The organism is Streptomyces halobius, assembly GCF_023277745.1.
GTDB classification, from domain to species: Bacteria; Actinomycetota; Actinomycetes; order Streptomycetales; family Streptomycetaceae; genus Streptomyces; species Streptomyces halobius.
In genome coordinates, this window is sequence record NZ_CP086322.1 from 21,423 (window position 1) to 41,583 (window position 20,161).

14 protein-coding genes and 4 pseudogenes are annotated in these 20,161 nt (G+C 68.6%); 11 read left to right on the top strand and 7 right to left on the bottom strand.

Annotated features, from left to right (window positions below):
* Positions 1 to 5 precede the first annotated feature (5 nt).
* Positions 6 to 512 (top strand): TnsA-like heteromeric transposase endonuclease subunit, encoded by a 507-nt coding sequence (locus tag K9S39_RS00100; RefSeq protein WP_248861263.1) that lies wholly within the window; start codon positions 6 to 8, stop codon positions 510 to 512.
* Between the two features lie 97 nt (positions 513 to 609).
* Here K9S39_RS00100 and K9S39_RS00105 read toward each other — a convergent pair whose 3' ends face one another.
* A complete protein-coding gene (locus tag K9S39_RS00105; RefSeq protein WP_248861264.1) occupies positions 610 to 921 on the bottom strand; it encodes a hypothetical protein in 312 nt (103 codons plus the stop codon).
* Positions 922 to 1,028: 107 nt separating this feature from the next.
* Between K9S39_RS00105 and K9S39_RS00110 the strand changes: the two genes are divergently transcribed.
* The 7 genes and pseudogenes from K9S39_RS00110 (at position 1,029) to K9S39_RS00140 (ending at position 10,098) form a co-directional block, all read left to right on the top strand.
* Entirely contained in the window at positions 1,029 to 2,708 is a 1,680-nt protein-coding gene (locus K9S39_RS00110; RefSeq protein WP_248861265.1) for a transposase family protein, read from the top strand.
* The gene (locus K9S39_RS00115; protein WP_248861266.1) at positions 2,702 to 3,721 is read left to right on the top strand and encodes an ATP-binding protein; all 1,020 of its coding nucleotides are present in this window, start codon (positions 2,702 to 2,704) and stop codon (positions 3,719 to 3,721) included. Before K9S39_RS00110 ends, K9S39_RS00115 begins: the two co-directional genes overlap by 7 nt.
* Positions 3,722 to 3,732: 11 nt before the next feature.
* A complete protein-coding gene (locus K9S39_RS00120) occupies positions 3,733 to 6,795 on the top strand; it encodes a Helicase associated domain protein (protein ID WP_248861267.1) in 3,063 nt (1,020 codons plus the stop codon).
* Positions 6,796 to 7,330: 535 nt separating this feature from the next.
* Positions 7,331 to 7,690: a hypothetical protein gene (locus K9S39_RS00125; RefSeq protein WP_248861268.1), complete on the top strand. Its 360-nt coding sequence runs from the start codon at positions 7,331 to 7,333 to the stop codon at positions 7,688 to 7,690.
* A 586-nt stretch (positions 7,691 to 8,276) separates the two neighbouring features.
* Positions 8,277 to 8,606 carry a hypothetical protein gene (locus K9S39_RS00130; RefSeq protein WP_248861269.1) on the top strand — a complete coding sequence of 110 codons (330 nt, stop codon included), beginning with the start codon at positions 8,277 to 8,279 and terminating at the stop codon, positions 8,604 to 8,606.
* Between the two features lie 380 nt (positions 8,607 to 8,986).
* Positions 8,987 to 9,184 (top strand): annotated as a pseudogene (locus tag K9S39_RS00135) (FMN-binding glutamate synthase family protein); the annotation flags it as partial.
* Positions 9,185 to 9,306: 122 nt separating this feature from the next.
* Positions 9,307 to 10,098, top strand: a complete 792-nt coding sequence (locus K9S39_RS00140; RefSeq protein ID WP_248861270.1) for an alpha/beta hydrolase family protein — start codon at positions 9,307 to 9,309, stop codon at positions 10,096 to 10,098.
* 25 nt (positions 10,099 to 10,123) lie between these two features.
* On the opposite strand, the pseudogene K9S39_RS00145 reads toward K9S39_RS00140, so the two are convergent.
* Positions 10,124 to 10,418, bottom strand: a pseudogene (locus K9S39_RS00145) (IS5/IS1182 family transposase); the annotation flags it as partial.
* An 11-nt stretch (positions 10,419 to 10,429) separates the two neighbouring features.
* A complete protein-coding gene (locus tag K9S39_RS00150; protein WP_248869212.1) occupies positions 10,430 to 10,642 on the bottom strand; it encodes a hypothetical protein in 213 nt (70 codons plus the stop codon).
* A gap of 788 nt (positions 10,643 to 11,430) precedes the next feature.
* On the opposite strand from K9S39_RS00150, the pseudogene K9S39_RS00155 reads away from it, so the two are divergent.
* Positions 11,431 to 11,838: pseudogene (locus K9S39_RS00155) on the top strand (MFS transporter); the annotation flags it as partial.
* An 80-nt stretch (positions 11,839 to 11,918) separates the two neighbouring features.
* Positions 11,919 to 12,794, top strand: coding sequence for an SAM-dependent methyltransferase (locus K9S39_RS00160; RefSeq protein ID WP_248861271.1), 876 nt, complete (start codon positions 11,919 to 11,921; stop codon positions 12,792 to 12,794).
* 184 nt (positions 12,795 to 12,978) lie between these two features.
* Here K9S39_RS00160 and K9S39_RS41855 read toward each other — a convergent pair whose 3' ends face one another.
* Both K9S39_RS41855 and K9S39_RS00175 read right to left on the bottom strand, forming a co-directional pair.
* Positions 12,979 to 14,232, bottom strand: coding sequence for a competence protein CoiA family protein (locus K9S39_RS41855; protein WP_283112057.1), 1,254 nt, complete (start codon positions 14,230 to 14,232; stop codon positions 12,979 to 12,981).
* The gene (locus tag K9S39_RS00175; protein ID WP_248861273.1) at positions 14,223 to 15,791 is read right to left on the bottom strand and encodes a UvrD-helicase domain-containing protein; all 1,569 of its coding nucleotides are present in this window, start codon (positions 15,789 to 15,791) and stop codon (positions 14,223 to 14,225) included. The genes K9S39_RS41855 and K9S39_RS00175 overlap by 10 nt, the downstream gene beginning before the upstream one ends.
* Positions 15,792 to 16,919: 1,128 nt before the next feature.
* On the opposite strand from K9S39_RS00175, the gene K9S39_RS00180 reads away from it, so the two are divergent.
* Complete coding sequence (locus tag K9S39_RS00180; RefSeq protein WP_248861274.1) at positions 16,920 to 17,999, top strand: terpene synthase family protein; 1,080 nt, start codon at positions 16,920 to 16,922, stop codon at positions 17,997 to 17,999.
* Between the two features lie 461 nt (positions 18,000 to 18,460).
* Here the strand turns inward: K9S39_RS00180 and K9S39_RS00185 are convergent.
* Both K9S39_RS00185 and K9S39_RS00190 read right to left on the bottom strand, forming a co-directional pair.
* Positions 18,461 to 18,826 (bottom strand): annotated as a pseudogene (locus K9S39_RS00185) (HNH endonuclease family protein); the annotation flags it as partial.
* 39 nt (positions 18,827 to 18,865) lie between these two features.
* Positions 18,866 to 19,168, bottom strand: a complete 303-nt coding sequence (locus K9S39_RS00190) for a hypothetical protein (RefSeq protein WP_248861275.1) — start codon at positions 19,166 to 19,168, stop codon at positions 18,866 to 18,868.
* Positions 19,169 to 20,161: the final 993 nt, after the last annotated feature.

Here is a 20,161-nt window from a genome sequence, read left to right on the forward strand (position 1 = left end):
CTTACATGGAATCGAGCCTCCACATCACCCGGGGCGGTTCACTGACCGCCCGGCCGCTGGAACTGCGGTGGTATGCGCCGAGCGGGGTGCGGGCGCATGCTCCTCAGCTGATGCTCCGGCTGGCCGATGGCCAGGGGATGCTCGCCGACTGCACAGGGAGGGGAGAGCTGTCTCGGCGTCAGCGGTCTCTTGCTGCAGCGGTTGGAGAGATCTGTAGGGCGGTGGGCTGGCGGTACTGGGTGCTCGGGCCTGTCGATCCGGTCTACCGGCGCAATGTGTCCTGGCTGGCTGGATACCGGCATCCGCGGTACCACGGTGGTCAGTTGCTGGCTGCCGCGCTGCAGGAGGCGTTCGCCGAGCCCGCGCCGCTGTGGGAGGGCGTACGCAGGATCGGGGATCCGCTGGTGGTGCTTCCCGCGCTGTTCCATGCCCTGTGGGCGAGACGGCTGGCGGCGGACCTGGGGGCGGCGATGCATGAGCGGATGCCGGTGTGGGCGCAGGCGGCAGAGTGAAGGCGGGCAGCGGGATGCCGGGCAGGCCGGTGGTGGGGCTGGGGTGCCAGGTGCGGTTCGGGGGGCGTACCTGGACGGTGGCGGCCCTTACTGACGGTCAGGTGCGGCTGGTCGCCGAGGACGGTGAGGTAGCGGCGCTGCTGCTGTCGCTGCTGTTCGCCGATGCGGGGTTCGAAGTCCTGGATGCGCCGGGGGTGCCCAGGGTGCCGCCGCTGGGCTTGCTGGAGTCGTTGCCCGAGGCGGTGCGGGAGCGGGCGCTTGTCTGGGAGCGGCATGTGCGGGAGGTGGAGACGGGGCGGCCGGGCGGGTCCGGTGCGGCGGGTCCGCCGCGGGCGGAGTACGACCCGGATGCTCGGACGCTGGCGCAGCGGGAGGAGGCGAAGGCGGCGGAGCTGTCGGCGGCCGGCATGCCGACCAGCGTGGTGACGGTGCGGCGGATGCGGGCCCGCTACCGCCGGGACGGGGTGTGGGGGCTGGTGGACCACCGGGCCACCCGGCCGCGGTCCGTTCTGGGGCGTGCGGACGAGCGGGTGGTGGCCGCCCTGCGGGGAGGTGCTGGAGGCTGGGCGGGGGCGCTCCAGCGGGACGCTGGGACGGCTTCGGGTCTACACCGAGCGGCTGCTGGCCGAGCGGCACGGCGTGGGGGTGGTATCGCTGCCGTCGGCCTCGACGTTCAACCGGCTCGTGCACGCCCTCGCCGATGGGCACGGGCTGCTGGGCAGTGCGCGGCAACGCCGCTGGCGCTCGGCGCGGCCGGCTCCGCCGTTCGTGCCGACGACGGTGATGAGGCCCGGGGAGCTGGTGATGATGGACAGCACCGTGCTGGATGCCTTCGTGGTGCTCGATGACGGGGTGGTGGAGCGTCCGGAGCTCACTATCGCGCTGGATGTGGCGACCCGCAGTATCTGTGCGGCGGTGCTGCGTGCGAAGGGGACCCGCAGTGTGGACGCGGCGGAGCTGTTGGCGCAGATGATGGTCCCGGCGCCGATGCGGCCCACCTGGCCCGAGGCGCTGGCGATGGAACGCTCGGTGGTCCCATACGAGCGGCTGCTGAGTATGGATGCCCGGCTGGAGGGTGCTGCGGCGCGGCCGGTGATCATCCCGCAGACCATCGTGGTCGACCAAGGCAATGTGTTCGTCTCGTCCTCGTTCATCGCCGCCTGCGAGTCGCTGGGCATCTCTGTGCAGCCGACACCGCCGGGAAACGGTCCGGCCAAGGGGCACGTGGAGCGCACCTTCTCCTCGATCAACACGCTGTTCGCGCAGCATGTAGCCGCCTATACGGGCTCGCACACCGGCGAGCGCGGGAAGGATGCCGAGGGCGAGACGGTGTGGACGCTGGCCCAGCTGGCCGAGATGTTCCAGGAGTGGATCATCTGCGGGTGGCAGGAGCGCGAGCACGACGGGCTGCGGCACCCGCTGATGCCCCGCTGTGCGCTGTCGCCGAATGAGATGTGGGCGGCACTGGTCGCCGTGTGCGGGTACGTCCCGGTGCCGCTGGGGCACCAGGACTACATCGAGCTGATGCCCCTGAAGCGGCAGAAGATCAATGACTACGGCATCCGCATCGACTACCGCACCTACGACCACAAGGTCCTCAATCCCTATCGCGGTGAACGCTCTCCGGCGGCGGACGGCCTGTGGGAGATCCACTACAACCCGCACGCTCCCGGCCAGGTCTGGGTGCGTCTGCCGAAGCCTGACCAGCCGCGCGGGTATGGGTGGGAGGCGGTGCCGTGGATCCACCACACTCTGGTCAACGCCCCGTTCACCGACTTCACCTGGCAGCACCTTAGGCGCACCGTCGCCCGCCGCGCAGACCGCGCCCAGCACGAACACGACCTGGCGCTGGCCCTGCGGGAGTTGCTGGAACGCGCCGCCGCCGGACATGGCACCCGCCGGGAGAAGGTCGTCGCCGCCCGCGCCCGTGCTGCCGGCACCGATGGTGCGGTGTGGGGGATCTTGTACGGCCAGCAGTCGCAGGCGGAAGCCGATGAACCCGGGGAGGACGTCTTCGACGACAGCGAGGACGACGAGGAGCCTCTGACCAACGACGGTGCTCTGAGTATCTGGCCGACTGAACACACACCACTGAGCGACTCCCCAACCGGCGCGGCGCAGGAAGCCGACGTGCCTGCACCGAGGCGTCCCCAGGTCACGGTCTACGACCCCTTCGAGGAATCCCTGCGATGGTGAGCCCGCTCTCCAATGATGCCGTCGGGTTCGCCCCGCTGGCCCCTCCGACCGTATGGCAGGGATGGGAGACCTTCGTCCACCGAGCCCCGGCGTCCGCGCGCGACGCCGACGACCCCGCCTGGTCCCAGGCGGAGCGCGAGGACTATCACTCCGAACTCGCTGTCATGCGCACCCCGGCCATGGACAGCGTGTTCACCGCCGTACGCCGGCTGCTGCTAGTCAACCGCCGCCAGCAGGCCGGCGCCCGGCGCGGTTTGATCATCTCCGGTCCGGCCACGACCGGGAAGACCACCACGATGATGGCGCTCGGGCGTTCCTTCCAGCTGGCCGACGCCCGCCAGCACCCCGGCCAGGACGGCAGAAGACCGGTGCTGTTCATCAGGGTTCCGCCGGCCGCCACCCCGAAGATGCTCGTCAGCGAGTTCGCCCGGTTCCTCGGCATGCCCATCACCGACCGCCTCAACCAGACCCAGATCACCAGCGCCGTGTGCGATCTGCTGTGCGAACTGGGCACCCAGCTGGTCCTCATCGACGACGTCCACCTCCTGGACACCCAGCGGCGCGCCAGTGCGGAAACCTCCGACCAGCTCAAGTACCTCGGCGAACGCATCCCGGCCACCTTCGTGTACTCCGCGATCGACGTCGAGACCTCCTCACTGCTCAGCGGGGTGCGCGGGGCGCAGATCGCCGGCCGTTTCAAGATCTTCCGCCACCGACCGCTGGCGTATGCCACCGAGCAGGACCGGGCGGTCTGGGACGACCTCGTGCGGGCCATGGAGGACCTGCTGAGGCTGCGTGCACACCGCCCAGGAACCCTGGTCAAGCACGCCGCCTACCTCCACGCCCGCACCGCAGGGCGGATCGGCAGCCTCTCCCACCTCATCCGCGAAGCCGCCCTGGTCGCCGTCACCGAAGGCGCCGAGCGGATCACCAAACAGTTGCTGAGCGAGGTGGAGCTCGACGCGGCAGCCGAAACCCAGGCCCGGCCGACCCGGCCCGCACGGCGGAAGTAGGGGCATCCGGCGTGGCACACCAGCGCAGCACGACCGCGCCCAGCTGCACGCCGGGGAGCGGGCGTGCGGGACGCAAGCCGGCAGCGTCCGGCGGGGTCGTGCCCGCCATCGGCTTCGGCGCGGCAGGACGGGTGGCTCCGCTGCAGGGAGAGCTGACGCTGTCGTTCCTGACCAGGCTCGCCGCCCGCTACCACCTCACCATCCGCGACCTGCTCGCCGCTGTCACCGACGTCGGCGGCCTGCAGAACCTCACCGGCATGCTGTACCCGGACAGCGAGATCCACCTCAACGCCCAGGCCCGCGCCCGCGTTTGCGTGCTCTGCCGTGTTGCGCCGCACGTGCTCGAGCGTGCCCTGCCCGCATGGACACGGGAAGAGCCGTGCGGCAAGTACGGGGCCGGCCCTATCGGGCGGCTGACGCGCGGTGAGGAGGCCGTCGCGGCCTGGGGGCCGGCCTGCCCCGCCTGCACCGCCGCCCGCACCGGACGTGGCCTGCCCGCACGCCGGTACCTAGCCCCCGAGGAGCGGGTCTGCGCACGCCACCGGTACTGGCTCCTGTACGTGCCCCACACCAGCGGCCTGCCCGTGCCCCTCGACCAGTGCCCGGAAGTAGTCAGAGCCCAGCGGCGGCATGTCCGGCTGCTGCGCCGCTCCCCCACTGGGGCGCAGGCTTTCGAGGTCGCCCGCGCCGTCACCAGCTTCTGGTGGGACCAGCCCTGGCCGGACGAGGAACGCCTGTGGCCTGCCCGCCTCAAGGCCACGCGTCCGGATGATGCCGATCCCGGCTGGTGGAAGGTGGCCGCCCGCGACCTGATCACCTATCCCGAAACCGTCGCCCTCGCACGCCTGCTGGCCTGCCACCCCCTGCAGCAACGCACCGTTACTGAATCGGGCGGCCATCTCCCCTACACACTGGGCGAGCTGCCCCAGTTGCTGACCGAAATCGCCGACCAGCTCGGGCGGCCGTGGCTCGCCCGCCACCTCGCCGCCGTCACCCACGGACCGCTGTTCACCTGGGCCCACTCCTGCATACGCACCCGCGCCAACTCGGCACCCGCGGCGCAGCAAACACTGTGGAAGGTCCACTCACCACACCGGCCCCGCCCCCTCAGCGACCTCCTGCCCCCACCGGAATCACGCACCGCCAGCGGCCAGCCGGAACCACGCATCGACGATGGCCAGTCGGAACCGCGGCCGGTCAAACGGCTGCGCGGCCACAGCCTCCAAGCCGAACGCGCCTTCGAGAGAGGCTTTGCGCACGCCCGTGCCTACCACCAGCGGCACGGGCATCTGGCCGTCCCCAAGGAAGACGCTTTGGGGGATTACCCGCTGGGCACGTGGCTGTCCAATCTGCGCACCCGCCGCACCTGCCTGCCCGCCCACCAAGCCGCCGCCCTCCACGCGCTGTCCCCGTGGTGGAACGCGCCATGGAGCACCCTGTGGCAGCGCACCTGGCACCAGGCCCGCGATCGCGCAGAAGCTCACGGCCCGCTCAAGCCGGCCAGCGGCTTTCCCACCACCAGCTACAGCCTGGGCGAATGGCTGTACCTGCAGTGCACCCGCTACCCCGCCCTTCACCCCGAACAACAACGCCTCCTCACCCAGATCGGCATCGACGCCGCGGCGGCAGCCGCCGCCCGGCCCAGACGGCGCAACCTCAAGGCCGGCGCCGAAGAAGCCCTCGCCCACGCCCGCTTCTACGCCACCAAACACGGCAGCCTGGCGTCCGTAACCTCCGCAACCGTCCACGAGGGCTTCCGCCTGGGACAGTGGCTCGCCAACCAGCGCAACTACCAGCGCGCCGGCCACCGCCCCCTGCCCGCCGGCCGCGTCCAGGCCCTCAACGCCATCGACCCCTGGTGGTGCCCGCCCTGGAACCTGAAATGGCAACGCAACTACTACCGCGCCCGAGACGCCGCCGACGGCCGCCTCCTCCTCCAGGCCGAGAACGGCTTTGATTGCCTCAACGATTCTGGGGCCGCCGACTGGGTGTGGCGCCAGTGCGCCAGGTACGACGAGCTCAGCCCGGAGCAGCAGCAACTCCTCGCCGAGATCGGCATCACCGCCGAGGCGGCCCGCACGGCCCTGGAACATGCACGTACGGCTCCGAAAGCACCGGCTGCCGCCCCAGCTCCGGGGGCAAAAGGCAAGACCAGCCAAGCCATAAGGGCTGCAGATCCTGCAACTCCCACCGGTCCGCGTCGCAGACGGCGTGCCGCCGAGCCGAAGCGTCCCCACGAGCCCCGCAGCCGCCTTGGACACCGCCCCGATCTGAGGCCGGGCTTCGAGACGGCCCTGGCACACGCCCAAGCCTGGCACGCTGAACACGGCCACCTCGCCGTCCCACGTGACACCCGGCACGACGGCTACCCCCTGGGCATGTGGCTGTTCAGCCAGCGCAACCGCGCCAAACAACGTGCCCGAGCCGGTATGCCGCCCTCACCCCACCTGACCGAAATCGCCGCGATCGACCCCTGGTGGAACCCACCGTGGGACCTGCACTGGCAGCGCAACTACTACCGCGCCCTCGACCACATCGCTGCGGGCAACCCGTTCGATCCCGTCGCCCGCATCCCTGCACCGAGCACCGTCCTGGGCAGCTGGATCACCCGGGCCTGCCTGCAATACCACCAACTCCACCCCGGCCAGCAGTGCCTGCTGAACACGGTCGGCATCACCGCTCAGACAGCCGAACAGTGGCCGCCCAGCCCCCGCCCCCGGCCCCACGCCGAAGCCCTCACCCACGCCCGTAGCTGGGCTGACGAACACGGCCACCTCTGCCCGCCGATCAAGACCGTCCACGACGGCTTCCCCCTCGGCGAATGGCTCAACCGACAACGCGAACTCGCCAAAGCCAGGACCACCCCTACCCCCACGCAGCAGGCCCTCGCCGCGATCGCCCCCTGGTGGAACCCGCCCTGGCCCATCCTGTGGCAACGCGCCTACCACCACGCACACACCCACCCCCACCACCCGGCAGCCCGCAACTGGCTCCAAAACCAACGCCGCGGATGGCTACTCCTCCACCCCCACCAACAACACCTCCTCACCACAGCCGGCCTCGTCAGCATCTGAACGTCCCCTATGGCCGACACTGGCGCCACCCGTCCCCCATCGACCGACTCCCTCAACCAGCCGCGACCGGCGAGAACTTCGGAACGGATCTGGCCGAACAGGCCCCCGAGGGCGCCGCGATGAGCGATACTGGTGAGCAGATCTGGCGTGCCCGCAGGAGGATGCACGCAGCCAGCGAGTAGAAGAAAGGCGGCGCGGAAAAGGTTAAATGAACCGGCTTAAGGGCTTTATCAGCCTTCTTTTTGTGGGCTACTGCATGTAGCCCACCCTGCCCAAAAAGCCGAAGAAATCCTCCCCCGCTAAAACCGCCGAACAACCCCTCTAAACCACCCCACGAGGCCAGCGAACCGGTCTCCCGAGGGGCTGACAGGCCTGCCCTAAAACACTACCGGCCCGCCCCACAGCGGCGCCGGTCCTCGGCATGCCCTCACACCACGGCACACCCGTGCCGCCTCTCCCCGTCCCAGCCGTCCCCGCACGGCTCGTTCAGGCATGAGGCGGCCCAGCCGTCACGTGCTGGAAGGGCATCCACGCGATGAACTCGTCGTCCCTCGCCCCCCTCACCGGCCTCCTGGCCGGACTCCCCGCGGTCCTCGCCGGCGCCCTGGGCGGTGCACCCTGGTGGGCCGTCGGAGCGATCGTCATCGCGGCATACCTCGCCGTCCCCCTCACCAGCCTGATCCTCGAACACGCCAGACAACGAAAAGGAACACTCGTCGACGAGAAATTCGCAGCCACACTGGACCAGATAACAGACCCCGAAAAAAGAATCCAAGCCATCATCAGCTACCGGCAGGCCACAGCTCCCACCCCCCAACCACCCCCCGACCCACCACCAGGAGAACTACCACCCGCAGACCCAGACAGCGCCAACCAATCACCGGCATCCGCATAGACGAGGACGGCCGGGGCTCTGGCGGGGCGCGCCGCCCGCAGGACGATCTTGCGGGACGTGCCTCCTTCGGCTCAGCACGCGGCTGCCGGGGCTAGGGGCAGCTGCCCAACGGCGGCGGCCCGCAGGGCGGTTTCGACAAGGCCGCGATGGCCCGCCGGGGGCTGAAGGCTGGGCCGCAAGCCCCCGGATAACGATGTAGTCGCGCAGGGCGGCGTTACACAGGCTGCTGTTCTGCTTGCCGTGCAGCAGACCCAGGAGGGACACCACTACCTACCAGCGATCACTGGACCTGATCCCTGACCAACCACAAGTGACACGACCTGATCACCCGGCCTGCTACCTGACAAACCCGCAGGTCAGCCCCCACCATCAAGATCCGCTCCCACAATCGCACCCACCTCCGAAGCGCCCGCACCACCCGACCACACCAGCGCACCAAACTGACAACCCCAAGCCAGCTCACCAACCACTGATCAGAAAAACCGCTCCTGGACACCAGCAGCTGGCCGAACTCGGACTCGACTGGGCGGGCGCGGCACCGGGAATGTCTGAAGGTGCCCCGCTCGCCGCCCGTCAGGATGAGGACGTGCCCGAGCAGCCCGACGAACCGCCCGTGCGCTGGAAGGGCCTCTGGCCCATCCAGTTCCCCTCCCCTACCTCTGAGGGACCTGTCCTGTCCGAGGAAGAACTTGAGGCCCGCATCGCGCGCGCCACGCGAGTACAGCGAGCCAGCGAGCTGGTGCGCGCACTGCGCCGTCATTCCAAGGAGGAACTGCTGCGCATGGCCGACGAGGCCGGTCTGCGCCACGACTCCCCGCGGAAATGGCGCAAGGACGAGATCGCGGACGCCATCGCGGACCATCAACTCAGGGCCCCTGCCCACCCCACCCATGACCCCGAGGAGGAGATCGGCTGAACATCGGGCAGTACGACGCGTGGGTGAAAGAGCGCCAGGAGGCGAAGGAGGAACTGAAGGCCCAGGTGTGTCTACCCACAGGCCGCTACGGGAGCTGCCCGCCGCTGCCTGCCGGCCATCTCCAGCGCGTCCTCCCGCTGCCGCCATACCCCCTGAGAAGTTGCGGGGGATGTGGAGGTAGCGGCGTGGGTCGGTCTGTTCCGCCTACCGGTCTGCGCAATGTTGACCCGGGCTTTCGTCACCGGTGACACAAAAGGTTGGCAGAGAACGTCAGTCACCATGCCTGCTCAGGCCGGTCTTTCCACTGACATCGCGAGACGATCAATGACTGCCAGTCCCACGCAGACCATCAGTGTGGCTAAGCAACCAGAAGGCACGACGCGGCCGTCGGTGTCGCCCACCTGGCGCTCATCACGGCCACGGACATCGAGATCATGAACGGCGACTACGAGGCCCGCACCCTGGCCGGCGTCTACGGCTACAAGGACGGCTGGGGCGAACTCGGCCCGCACCTCGCCGAGGAGATCACCGCACTGCTCACCACTGAGCAGTCCTCCGACCAGAAGCCGCCCGCCTGACGCGCCGATCACGGCAGGCACCGCGCTCGCTGCTCCCCTGCCCGGAGCGCGCGCGTGGCGCCGGCTGGTGGCACCCTTGTCTTCCCTGCTCCACGAACAGTCCCTGCCTAGGTGATCACAACATGAGCGAAAAAGTGAGATTTTCGAGCGTCGTCGGCCCCGAACTGGCCGGAGCGATCGACCTGCCGGACGGCGAGATCCGCGGCTGGGGGATCTTCGTGCACGGATTCACGCTCGGCAAGGGCTCGCCGGCCGCGTCGCGTGTCAGCAAGCAGTTGGCACGCGAGGGGATCGGAATGCTGCGCTTCGACAACCTCGGAATCGGGGACTCCGACGGCGACTGGGGGGACGGTTCCTTCACCGTCAAGGTCCAGGACACGATCCGTGCCGCAGCCATGATGGCGGAGCGAGGGACTCCGGCAGACCTGCTGGTGGGGCACTCATGGGGAGGCGCCGCCGTCCTCGCCGCGGCGGCTGAGGCAACCGGCGTCCGCGCGGTCGCCACGATCGGAGCGCCGGTCGATCCCAGCCACGTCGAGCGACAGTACGACGCGATCGTGGATCGCGTGCTCAGTGAAGGGTCGCACGAGTGGTTCGTCGGCGGGAGGACCCTGGTCCTCAAGCGCGCCTTCGTCGAAGACGTCCGCCGTGCTCACCTGCGGGATCGGATCGGCGAGTTGGACCTGCCGCTACTCGTCCTGCATTCGCCGACCGACAACACCGTCGACATCGACAACGCCGGAGAGATCTTCCGCGAGGCACGACACCCGCGAAGCTTCGTCTCACTCGAAGGAGCAGACCATCTCCTGACCGTCCGAGGACAAGCACAGCGAGCCGCCCACATCATCAGCGCCTGGGCCGACCAGTACATCCACGGGTCACGGCCCGCAGGAGAGACATCTCAGGTGGTTTAGTGCTCGCTCGGACAGGTACGGGGTCAGGGTCGCGGGTGGGGCGGTCTTCCCAGCGGTGGGCGGTCCAGGCGCGTCGGAACAGGCTGCGTACGGTGATGACGGCATCCGCGAGGCCGAAGAAGGCGTTGATGATGCTGGTGCGGTGTTCGTAAGCAGCGTGCGTGCCGGTAGAGGGCGTTCTGACGGGCGTGGGTGCCAGCGATGGGTGGCCTGGAGAGGGACTTTCTCGCCTTGGTGTGCAATCCGGCCTCCGGGCGGGCCGCATGGTCGAGAGTGGTGCGGATGTTGCCCGAGTCGTAGCCGGCGTTCAGGTACACGGTCAGAACTGCAGCTACAGGAAACGAGACTCGGTAAAGCGCCGGGCCTGGTCGACAAGGTAAGGCCGCACCCCGCGGAGCGCACGGTCGACATCGCGCCGATGCAGGCTGACGATCTCCAGGCCGCTGCAGCAAGAGGACACGATCTGTTCGGTGCGGTACGACCGGGTGCTCTCCCCTGAGACGTCGTAGGTGCTGTCGACCTGCTGGAGCAGCCCCTGGCTCACACTGCCGCCTCTCATTAAGTCCCCCGTGCCGCGCACCAGCGCCCCGGGCACGAAGCCCAGTACTCGTGGCACGACGCGACCGCCTGGACGACACCCAGCTCGCCGCACTCGCCGACCTCGGACTCGACTGGGTGTGAAGGCCCTGGGGGACGTTCGGGCCATTACCTGATCGGCTGATGAGCAGTTGAGGCTGCGTGCAAGCGATAGGTGCGGCGGGGCATGGGGATGTCGGAGAAGGCGATGTTGCTCTCGTTGACGTGCGGTTCCTTGGTCCGCTGAGGGGTGAAGCGCGTGCGCGGTGGCGGGAGGCGGCTGCGGAGGTGGCGTTCGAGGGCGCTTGCCACAGACCAACAATCAGTGAAGATGATCAGCGCTCACTACAAGTGACAAGAACTGATCATGCGTCCCTCAACATGACAAACCGCCAGGTCAACGCCCCCGGCACAGCACCCCAACCCCCAGAGATCACAACTCCCCCAACAAACCCCTCTCATACAGAGAACTGATCAACCCAGGTCACAACACCAGGCCCTGATCACAAAAACTGCTCCCGGACACGCGGCAAGCTCACCGCCGACAAACTCCAACAGCTGGCCGACCTCGGACTCGACTGGGCATGACCTGGGCCGGGCGTAGGCCGAAGGCGGTCTACGCCCGGTACGTGGCATCGGCGTGGTCGATGTACGCGGCGGCCATGGCCGCGACGCCCCTTGCGGGAACGCCGCACACCAAGACCCCCACTCTCTGCCCGTTGACACCGATGCGGACCAGTCCCCAGCCCCACAGCGATGATCTGGCTGACCACCCTCGGCCTGGACAGCACATACGCAGCCAACGTCCTGCCCCCGCTACTGGTCACCGGCCTCGGCATCGGCCTGATCATCGCCCCAGCCATGAGCCTGGCCACCAGCCGCGTGGCCACCGAGGACGCCGGAGTCGCCTCCGCCTCCGTCAACACCATGCAGCAGATCGGCGGCTCCATCGGCACCGCCCTGCTCAACACCCTCGCCGCCAGCGCCGCCACGTCCTACCTGAGCGGCAAGAACCCCACCAGCAAGCTTGTCCAGGCCCAGGCCGCGCTGGAGTCCTACTCCACCGCATACTGGTGGGTAGCCAGCTTCTCCGCAGCCGGCGCACTGATCACCGTGCTGCTCTACCGGCGCGGCGTCCCCGGGGTCGACACAGACACCGCCCCTACCACCGACACCGCAAAGGGAGAAGGGACGACCCGCGGAACTACCCGGACCGGAACTTTGACAGTGATCGGAGACACACTATGACCAGCACACATGAGCAGTGGGACATCGTGTCGAGCGTCGGCCTGACCGCGCTCGGCGTCGCGTCCGGGCGTGCGATCGAGACCGCGCGCGGCGGCTTGATCAACGACCCCTACGCCGCCGCATTCGTCCGCGCCGTGAAGCCGGTGACCTCGCTGCCCACCAGCATCGATGAGATAGCCGAGGGGGAGCCGGAGCAGGTTTGGGACCGCATGGCCGGCTACTTGGGCGTACGCTCCCGGTTCTTCGACGAGTATTTCGCCGCCGTAGGCATAGCCCAGGTGGTGATCCTGGCCGCTGGACTGGACGCCCGTGCCTTCCGGCTGGACTGGCCGTCGGGCTGCGACCTGTACGAGGTCGACCAGCCGAAGGTACTGGAGTTCAAGCAGCAGGTGCTCGACGAGATCGGCGCCCGCCCGGCTTGCCGCAGGCACGCGGTGGCGACCGACCTACGCGACGACTGGGTCGCCACGCTCACCGAGGCGGGCTTCGCCCCCGGCAGGCCCACGCTGTGGCTCGCCGAAGGCCTGCTGCTTTACCTGCCCGCCAGGGCAGAGGAAGCCCTCTTCAACGAGGTGCACCAGCTGTCCGCGCCGGGCAGCTCGATCGCCCTCGATCGGGCGCCCACCCACAATGCGGACTTCATGCGGAACCAGCCGACCCCGACCTTCCCCGGCCTGCCTGAATTCGACTTCACCAAGCTGATCAGTACCGAACCGCGTCGCAACTGCGTCGACTGGCTGCGCTCAGTGGGCTGGGACGTGACCGTTGAGTCGGCCGCCGAGGTCTCGGCGCGCTACGACCACCCCGTGCACCCTGACTTCGCGGACATGATGAAGCTAGGCACGCTGGTCACGGCTCGCCGCGCGGGTTGACCAGGGCGCGGGCTGGGTCGCTGGCTGGTCGGCGGTGTGCTCGCTCATCATGCGACTCCTGATCGGCTGATGGACTTCACGGTAACGCCCACCAGGGAGCCGGTGGGCGGGATAGGAGAAGCCAGACGCGCGCGGCCACGCGGCGCCGGCGCCTGGACGCGTTCCAGGGCCATGCGTCCCGTGTTCACTTTCCGTATCCGGTCAGGCGCCGGGCGATCTCCTGAGGGGTCAGCCCTGTCTCTACCGTGACCTCGGCATCCGCCGGGGGCTGCTGCGGGAGAAGCCGTTTTCGTTGCCGGGGCGTGAGGTACATGAGGGCGTTGTCGGAGATCAGCGCGACGTACTCGCGGCGGGCCTCCCAGCTGTCCAGGTCGGCGGCCAGGTCGATGAGGGCGGCGTCGCAGGCGGAGCACAGGTAGAGGAAGCAGCCGTCGGTGTCGGCGCTGAGCACGTAGGGCTCGCCGGTTCCGCAGGAGCACGGGTTGTTCTCGCTGCGGTGGAAGAGCCGCCAGCCGTAGGCGAAGGCGGTGAGCTTGGCGGCCTCCTCCAGGTAGTCGGGCGTGGTCCACACCAGCGGGTCCGGAACGCGGCTGGAGACGTCGCGGAAGGGGGCGGCGAGTTCCAGCAGCAGGACCTGGTCGTGACGCAGGGCGGTGAGGAACCGGGTGAGGGTCAGGTGCCGCTTGGGCCGCCACCAGCCGATACGGGCACGGTGGGTGTTCGCGCGGGGCAGCGCACCAGGGTCCTCCGGGTCGTCCGGGTCGTGGCGGTGGGCCGCCAGGAGGCGCCACGGGTCGGTCCAGGGCACGGGGATGTCGGGGAGGGCTTCTTCCCAGTGCTGCCAGCGCAGGCCGATCTCGTCGTGGTCGGCGCGGTCGCCGTCAAAGTCAACGGCGTGGAGGCCAGTGACGGGTCTGCTGGACAGGGCGCGGTGGCCGTCGGTGACGTGGAGTTCTCCCGTGGCGTCGTCCGTGGTGACCTGGAGGGAGGGGACGGTGAGGAGCCAGGGGGCATCGGTGTCGGTGATCCAGCAGGCTTCGACGTTGCTGGTGGCATAGCGGTAGGTGCGTGCGGTGATGTCGGTGTAGGTGATGGGGGAGAGCTGGGCTTCGAGGGCCAGGCGGCGGCCGCCGGGGGTGGTGGCGAGGACGTCGGCGCGCCAGCCGGCCTGGCGGGCGGCGAGGGCGAGGGCGCGTTTGAGGCGGCGGTGCTCGGGGCTTTCTCCGTTGGTGGGGCAGCGTGGGGCGGCGCTGTCGTGGGCGAAGAAGCGGCGGCCGCGGGGGGAGAGCTTGGCGTGGACGCTGATGTGGCAGGCGGTGCAGCGCAGTGGGGCGCGGGGGCGGGCTCGGTAGATGGTGTCCCAGTCGATGCCGGCGTCGAGGTCGTCGCAGGTGGCGTCGAGGACTCGGAGGTTGTCGTGGAGGGCGGTCAGCGGCATCCCGGCTCTCCCGCGGTGGGTGGGAGGGGGCCGAGGTCGCCCCAGGTCCTGTAACCGGCCTTCTGGGGCGGGCTGGTGGGGACGGGGCCGGGTGGGGCCGCGTGGGTGGTTCGAGCGGGTTGGGCGGCGGGGTGGTCGAGGATCCAGGCCAGGCTGCCGCGGTCGAGATGGTGCTGGGCGCGGGTGACGGCGACGTAGGCCAGGCGGGCTTCGGAGCGGGAGATGCGGCCGGGCTTGCCGTCTTCGGTGGGGTCGGGTTCGGGGAAGTCGTCGCTGATGCGTACCCGGGGCCATTGGCGGCCTTTGGCCTTGTGGGCGGTGGAGATGGTGACCTCCGAGGTGTGCTCGTCGGTCAGGCGCTGGAGGGAGCCGAGGATCTCCTCGTAGCCGAGGTCGTCGATGAGTTCGACCCAGTGCAGCAGGTCGGCGCCGGAGGGGTCGTTGTTGGCGTAGTCCTGGAGTTCGTCCCAGGTCTTGAACAGCAGCAGTTCGGGGTGGCTGGTGCCGCGGCCGGCCTTGAGATCGCGGGCGGCCAGGGCGAGCTTGCGCAGCCCGTCGCCGCCGCCGGCCATCGCGACGCGGCGGCCGGCCCGCAGGTGGGACAGGACCTCGGTCAGGGCGCCGGCGTTGGAGCGGCACAGCACCGCGTTGGGCTGCTCCAGCGGGCCGATCTCGGTGGCCAGGGGAGGGTGGCCGGTCAGGCGCAGGGTGGAGCGGATCGCGCCGAGCCAGCGGTTGGCCTCGTAGGCGAGGGCTGCGCCGAAGCGGAAGGACTGGGACAGGTGCAGGTGAGTGCCGGGGGCGCCGGTCATGATGTCCTTGGCGCCGCGCCAGGCGTAGATCTGCTGGGCGGAGTCGCCGACCAGGACGATCTGGGCTCGGCCGCGCTGGTTGTCGAGCACCGCCTCCAGGACGCCGTTGGTGTCCTGGGCCTCGTCCAGCAGGATGTAGTCGTAGTTCAGCTGTGGGTCTTTCAGCTGCCACATCTTCAAGTAGTGGTCGTGCTTGAAGTTGACGCGGTGCCCCTCGGGGTCGGTGATGTCCTCCCACGCCTTGCGGGCGAAGGGCAAGACCGCCTGGACGAGCAGCTGGTGCAGCTCAGGCTCTTCGGCTCCTCGCTGTACGGGGACATGCTTCTCTGACAGTTCCCGTGCCGCCGAGTAGCAGAACCGCTCGACGGTCTGCAGGACGATGTAGGCGAGGTTGCGCGGTTCGAGGACCTTGCCGCCGAGGGTGACGTGCGTGTGGATGCCCAGCCCGAACGCGACCCGGTGGGCGGGCATCCGCGGCGCGTTGAGGCGGTGCTTGTACGGGATGGCCACGGCCCGGAAGGCCAGACCGTGCGCAGTGGAGCACTTCACGTGCTGCGGGAAACGGCGCTGGGCCTCCACCGCGACGGACTTGTTGAAGGAGATGTACACCCCGCGGCGAGCATCACCGGCGGCGAGCATCTCCAGCGTGGTCGTCTTCCCTGTTCCGGCACCGGCCTGGACAACCAGGTCGGTGCCGGAGGCGAACGCGTCGATGACAACGGACTGTTCCTCGGTTGGCTGCGGCATCGGCGCCAACCTCCCTTCCCCGAGCAGCTCATGGCGCTCGAATCGTTCACGGGCACGCCACAGCGCATGCCGTGGCTGGAGGCAGCATGCACGCAGGCACTGACAATCCGTGCCCCCCAGCATCACGCAATGGAACATGCGCGCGGTGGCCCTGTTCGTGCGTTCGTCCGGCCATGGCCAGTAACCCACGTACAGCGGCGGGGCGCCTTGGTCTCTTCGCTCCCGGTGACCGGGCCGTTCCCGGTGAGCGCCGCGCCGTCCTCCAGGCCGAGCGCGGCCTTCTGTCCACCCGGCCGGACATGGTCGGGGGGCCTCGAAGGCAGCGGCCGGTCCGCGCTGCGCCGCCTGGTCCTCGAAGACGCTCGGGTCTCCATTGGCTACCGCGTCCACGACCAAGTCGTCACCGTCGAGATTGTCTGGCTTATTGGCCACTTCTGACGTCCACAGCCGACGGGAGTGGGAAGCAGCAGCCGGGGCGGACCGCCTGGTCCGCCCCGGCTGCTCAGCTGCACGGTTACGCTGGCCGTGACGGTCCGGGGCACTACCTTTGCCTCGGACCGTCACGCCGCCCGATCCTGCAGCAGCACCTTGATCACGTCGTTGCCGGTCTGCATCCCGGCAACGCCGGCCTTGAGCTCCTTCACGTCGTCGGAGAGCTTCTCCAGGTGCGGCCTACCCCAGATGGAATGGCTCTGTAGGCGACTACCAAGAACGCCTGTTGCTCAGTGGTGAGAACACCTGCTTCCACGAGAGAGTGATGTCGCTGAGTTTCGAGAACACCCCGGTTCTTGCTTCGGGACCCTGGTTGTGCTCTGCACGATGAGGGGGCCCAGGTGCTGCCGATCGACCGGAGGGACCAGGAGGACGAAGCTCGCCGCATCCGCTCCCACCCGCACGGATCCCGTCACCGACAACCTGCCTGCCCTCGGACAAGCGTGCCATCCGCCGTCGCCAGGGGCCTTGCGGCCGACTTTTGATCTTGTGCTGGCAAAGGAATGCTTGTGAGAGTTGCGACCGCCGTCGTCCTCGTCAGCGTCGGCCCCGTTCGCGCGTGTAGCGATGGCTGCGCACCACACGGAGCTCGTGGGGTGCCGCTCGTTAGCGACGCCCTGAATCATGGAGAGATGCATGGTTGAGTTCCGGATGCCGGAGTTCCATGCGCCGTTTCCGCTGGAGTGCAGCCCTCACCTGGCAGAGGCGTCGCGGGGGATGTGGGGGTGGGCGGAACTCATGGGTTTGGTACCCACCGAACGAGCGCGTGCCAGATTGCGCGCCACGGGTGCCGACCTGTCTGGGGCGCATGTGTGGCCACGCGCCAGCCTCTCCCTGCTCACCCTTGGTTGCCGCTGGCTGGCGTTGTGCTTCCGGATCGACGACCAACTCGATGAGGACCATCAAGGCGACCGGCCGGAGGTGTGCGCGGCCGTGATTGCCGAACTGCACCGTGTGCTGGATGGCGGCGTGGCCCAGGATGAAAAGGGCAGCTCTGTCGTGGTCCGGGCGTTGTCGGCGCTGTGGCAGGAGACCTCTGCCGACACACCGCAGCACTGGCAGGACGCCTTCATCCGCCACTTCGGCGCGTTTCTCGACTCCTATGCGACCGAGGCGGCGCTGAAGAGCAAGGGAAGCGCGCTGTATCTCCAGGAGTACCTGCGGTGGCGGCGGTTCTCGGTCGGGATGCCGTGGCTGTTTGACCTGGTCGAGCTGGAACTGCCCTGCTTCTTGCCGGCCCGCGTGCGTGAGTGCGCTCCCATGCGTCAGCTCCGGTACGCCGCCGCGCTGCATATTGCCTTAGTCAACGATGTCTACTCGCTGAAGCGTGAGAGCCTCGTCGGCTACCCGTGCAACTCGGTCCTGATCATCGCTCGGGAGCAGGGATGCTCCGTTCAGCAGGCCGTGGACGCTGTCGCCGACCTCGTCGCCGGGCAGGCACGTACGTTCATCACCGCCCGCGCCGAACTCGACCAGGAACTTGACCGCCTAGCCGTGACAGCTGGCGAGCGGGCGGCAGCGGCCGCATACGCGGACACCTGTGCCGTCAATATCCGTGGGCAGATCGCCTGGCACTCCCAAGTCATGCGCTACGGCATCGAAGACCTCCGCTCGGCGCCTCCGGGAGACTTCGCAAGCTACCCCGATGACCTCATCGGCCCGGCACGCGAGGTGAGATCCGGTCATGAACGCGGTCGAGGTCTGAAGGCGCCGTGATGTCTGCGGATGGCCAGTCCGGCACGGTCAGCTCAGGCCACTGCTTCTGTCACCGCGCCGCCTTGGCCTCATAGACCGACCGCGGGGCAAGCACCGGGTTCGGCCGACACGCCGACGAGGCGTTCTCGGACTCGACAACATCTTGGACCCGCTTGATCAACATCTGTTGCCCGAACTCGGCATCAACCGTTCTCGCGTTACACCGACGAAGCCAGGATGGGCTCGGACGACGACTACGAATGGGGTCGGTGACCGGTTCCGGGTGCCTGGGCGGGGGCCGTACGCTCCCCGCCCAGGCGCCTGGAGCGTACGGCCTTGGACAGCAATCGGCCCCGGCCGCTGCCCCACGGGGGGAAAGGGCACCGTCCGGGGTGGTTTCGCCCTTGTTGGCCAGTTCGAGTCGCCTTGGCGGGGCCGCTGACAGCGCCGCTATGAGGTCGATCATCGCGAGGTTGATCAGGCTACAGTGCAGGCCGGAACGTCACCGTGGCGTTCTTGCAGCCCGCGTCGACCGCGCGCAGAGCTTTGCGCTCGGCGCGGTCGACGGTCAGCTTCCAGCGGAGCTTTGAAGCGACCCATTCGGTGGCGTAGGTGCAGGTGTCGTCCTTGGCCGGTGGCATCCACTCGGTGGGGTCCTTGTCGCCTTTGGAACGGTTGGAGCCCAGGCTGACGGCGATGAGGCTGCGCGGCGCGTCCAGGTCGTTGGCGTAGCGCTCGCGGCGCTCGGCGGTCCACTTCGAGGCGCCGGAGTCCCAGGCTTCGGCGAGGGGGACGACGTGGTCGATGTCAAGCTGGCGTGCGTTGGTGAAAGCCTTGCCGTCGTAGGCAGAGTGCCATTTCCCTCCGGTGAGCTTGCAGTTCTAGCCCTAGCGGGGCTTGACGACAGCTTCGGAGATGAGGACTTCCTTGCGGGTGTCGCAACCGTCCTTGTCGGCATCGATCCACAGGCGGAACTTGTCTCGATCGTACCCAGCACGGGATTCGCGGGCTGTCTTCAGCCGGCCAATCGCCTCGCCGAGCGGCACACCCTTCCCGCTGTTCTTGTCGTCGGAGGCGTCAGCACTCGGAGAGGACTTCGCGTCATGGTGGGAACCGCTTGGCGTACACGCGGCCACGGACAGCAGCAGGACGGGGCAAACGAGGACTGCCAGGCGGAGCGCGCGATACATGGAACTCCAGTCAGGTGGGACAACATCAACAGCGATGAATCTGCCCACCGTTTCACGTGCCTTCCCCCTCCCTGCAGCTCGTTACCCTTCGCAGGCGGCTCGTACGTAGCGGCACGCGAACCTCATCACCTACTGACCTTTTCGAAGGGTTGTCGGATCTGGGCTATGTCGAGGGCGATGGGAGACCAGTGCCGGTCAGGCACCCGTCGATGAGATGGGGTCTGCGTTGGATGCGGCGCATGCCGCTACGGACGGCATGGACGAGATCCTCGCGGTCGGCGTACACCATGTTGGCCGTGGTGGCCCGTCGTAGCAGCGACCGGGACGGGCGCAACCGGCTGCCGTGCCCCATCTCGCGCGAGTCGAGCAGTTCCGGATCAGCTGAAAGTCCGCGATCACGAGGTCGACTGGCACCTGGAACTGGACTGGATCTGCGCAGGCCGCGAGCAAACCCTCCGGATACCGAACTCCGGGCACTACACGCACTGCCCGATCCAGTCGTGGCTTGACGTAAGCGCGACCCTGGCCCGAAACGTGGTCAGGTTGCTGCAGCACGGAAAGAAACGGCCGGTCCGGGTCGCGGAGGCTCGTGTAGACCCGCGTGCAAACGACCGCCGACAGGTCATGGCGCTGCGCGCCACGTTCGCTGGCATCAGAGAGGTGGATGTGCCGATCGTGCCCGACGCGCTGCAGCTGCACGCCTACCCAGCCAGCGACGCGACCGAGCCCGTCAGCGAACCACGGGCGGCTATCGCAATGGACGAGTCCGTGTATGACGACGGCGATTGGGGACCTGACCGGGCCAGCCCTGGAGAGGTCCGGGACCGGCAGCGATCCGCGGCATCGTCGACGAGCTGGCCGAGCGGTACCCGCACACCAGCGGCGTACGAGAGTTGCACGCCGCCGTGACACAGACCGCCTGACACTCGACCGGACAAGGCGCTCCTTCAGCTTCACGACGGCGACGAATGGTGGTAGGTGTCAGGGCCTCCA

What these genes read in the sequence shown, in the direction of transcription:
- K9S39_RS00100 (WP_248861263.1), top strand. Translation starts at nt 6, where the DNA reads ATGGAATCGAGCCTCCACATCACCCGGGGCGGTTCACTGACCGCCCGG.
- K9S39_RS00105 (WP_248861264.1), bottom strand. Translation starts at nt 921, where the DNA reads ATGCCGGCCGCCGACAGCTCCGCCGCCTTCGCCTCCTCCCGCTGCGCC.
- K9S39_RS00115 (WP_248861266.1), top strand. Translation starts at nt 2,702, where the DNA reads ATGGTGAGCCCGCTCTCCAATGATGCCGTCGGGTTCGCCCCGCTGGCC.
- K9S39_RS00125 (WP_248861268.1), top strand. Translation starts at nt 7,331, where the DNA reads ATGAACTCGTCGTCCCTCGCCCCCCTCACCGGCCTCCTGGCCGGACTC.
- K9S39_RS00140 (WP_248861270.1), top strand. Translation starts at nt 9,307, where the DNA reads ATGAGCGAAAAAGTGAGATTTTCGAGCGTCGTCGGCCCCGAACTGGCC.
- K9S39_RS00160 (WP_248861271.1), top strand. Translation starts at nt 11,919, where the DNA reads ATGACCAGCACACATGAGCAGTGGGACATCGTGTCGAGCGTCGGCCTG.
- K9S39_RS41855 (WP_283112057.1), bottom strand. Translation starts at nt 14,232, where the DNA reads ATGCCGCTGACCGCCCTCCACGACAACCTCCGAGTCCTCGACGCCACC.
- K9S39_RS00175 (WP_248861273.1), bottom strand. Translation starts at nt 15,791, where the DNA reads ATGCCGCAGCCAACCGAGGAACAGTCCGTTGTCATCGACGCGTTCGCC.
- K9S39_RS00180 (WP_248861274.1), top strand. Translation starts at nt 16,920, where the DNA reads ATGGTTGAGTTCCGGATGCCGGAGTTCCATGCGCCGTTTCCGCTGGAG.
- K9S39_RS00190 (WP_248861275.1), bottom strand. Translation starts at nt 19,168, where the DNA reads ATGTATCGCGCGCTCCGCCTGGCAGTCCTCGTTTGCCCCGTCCTGCTG.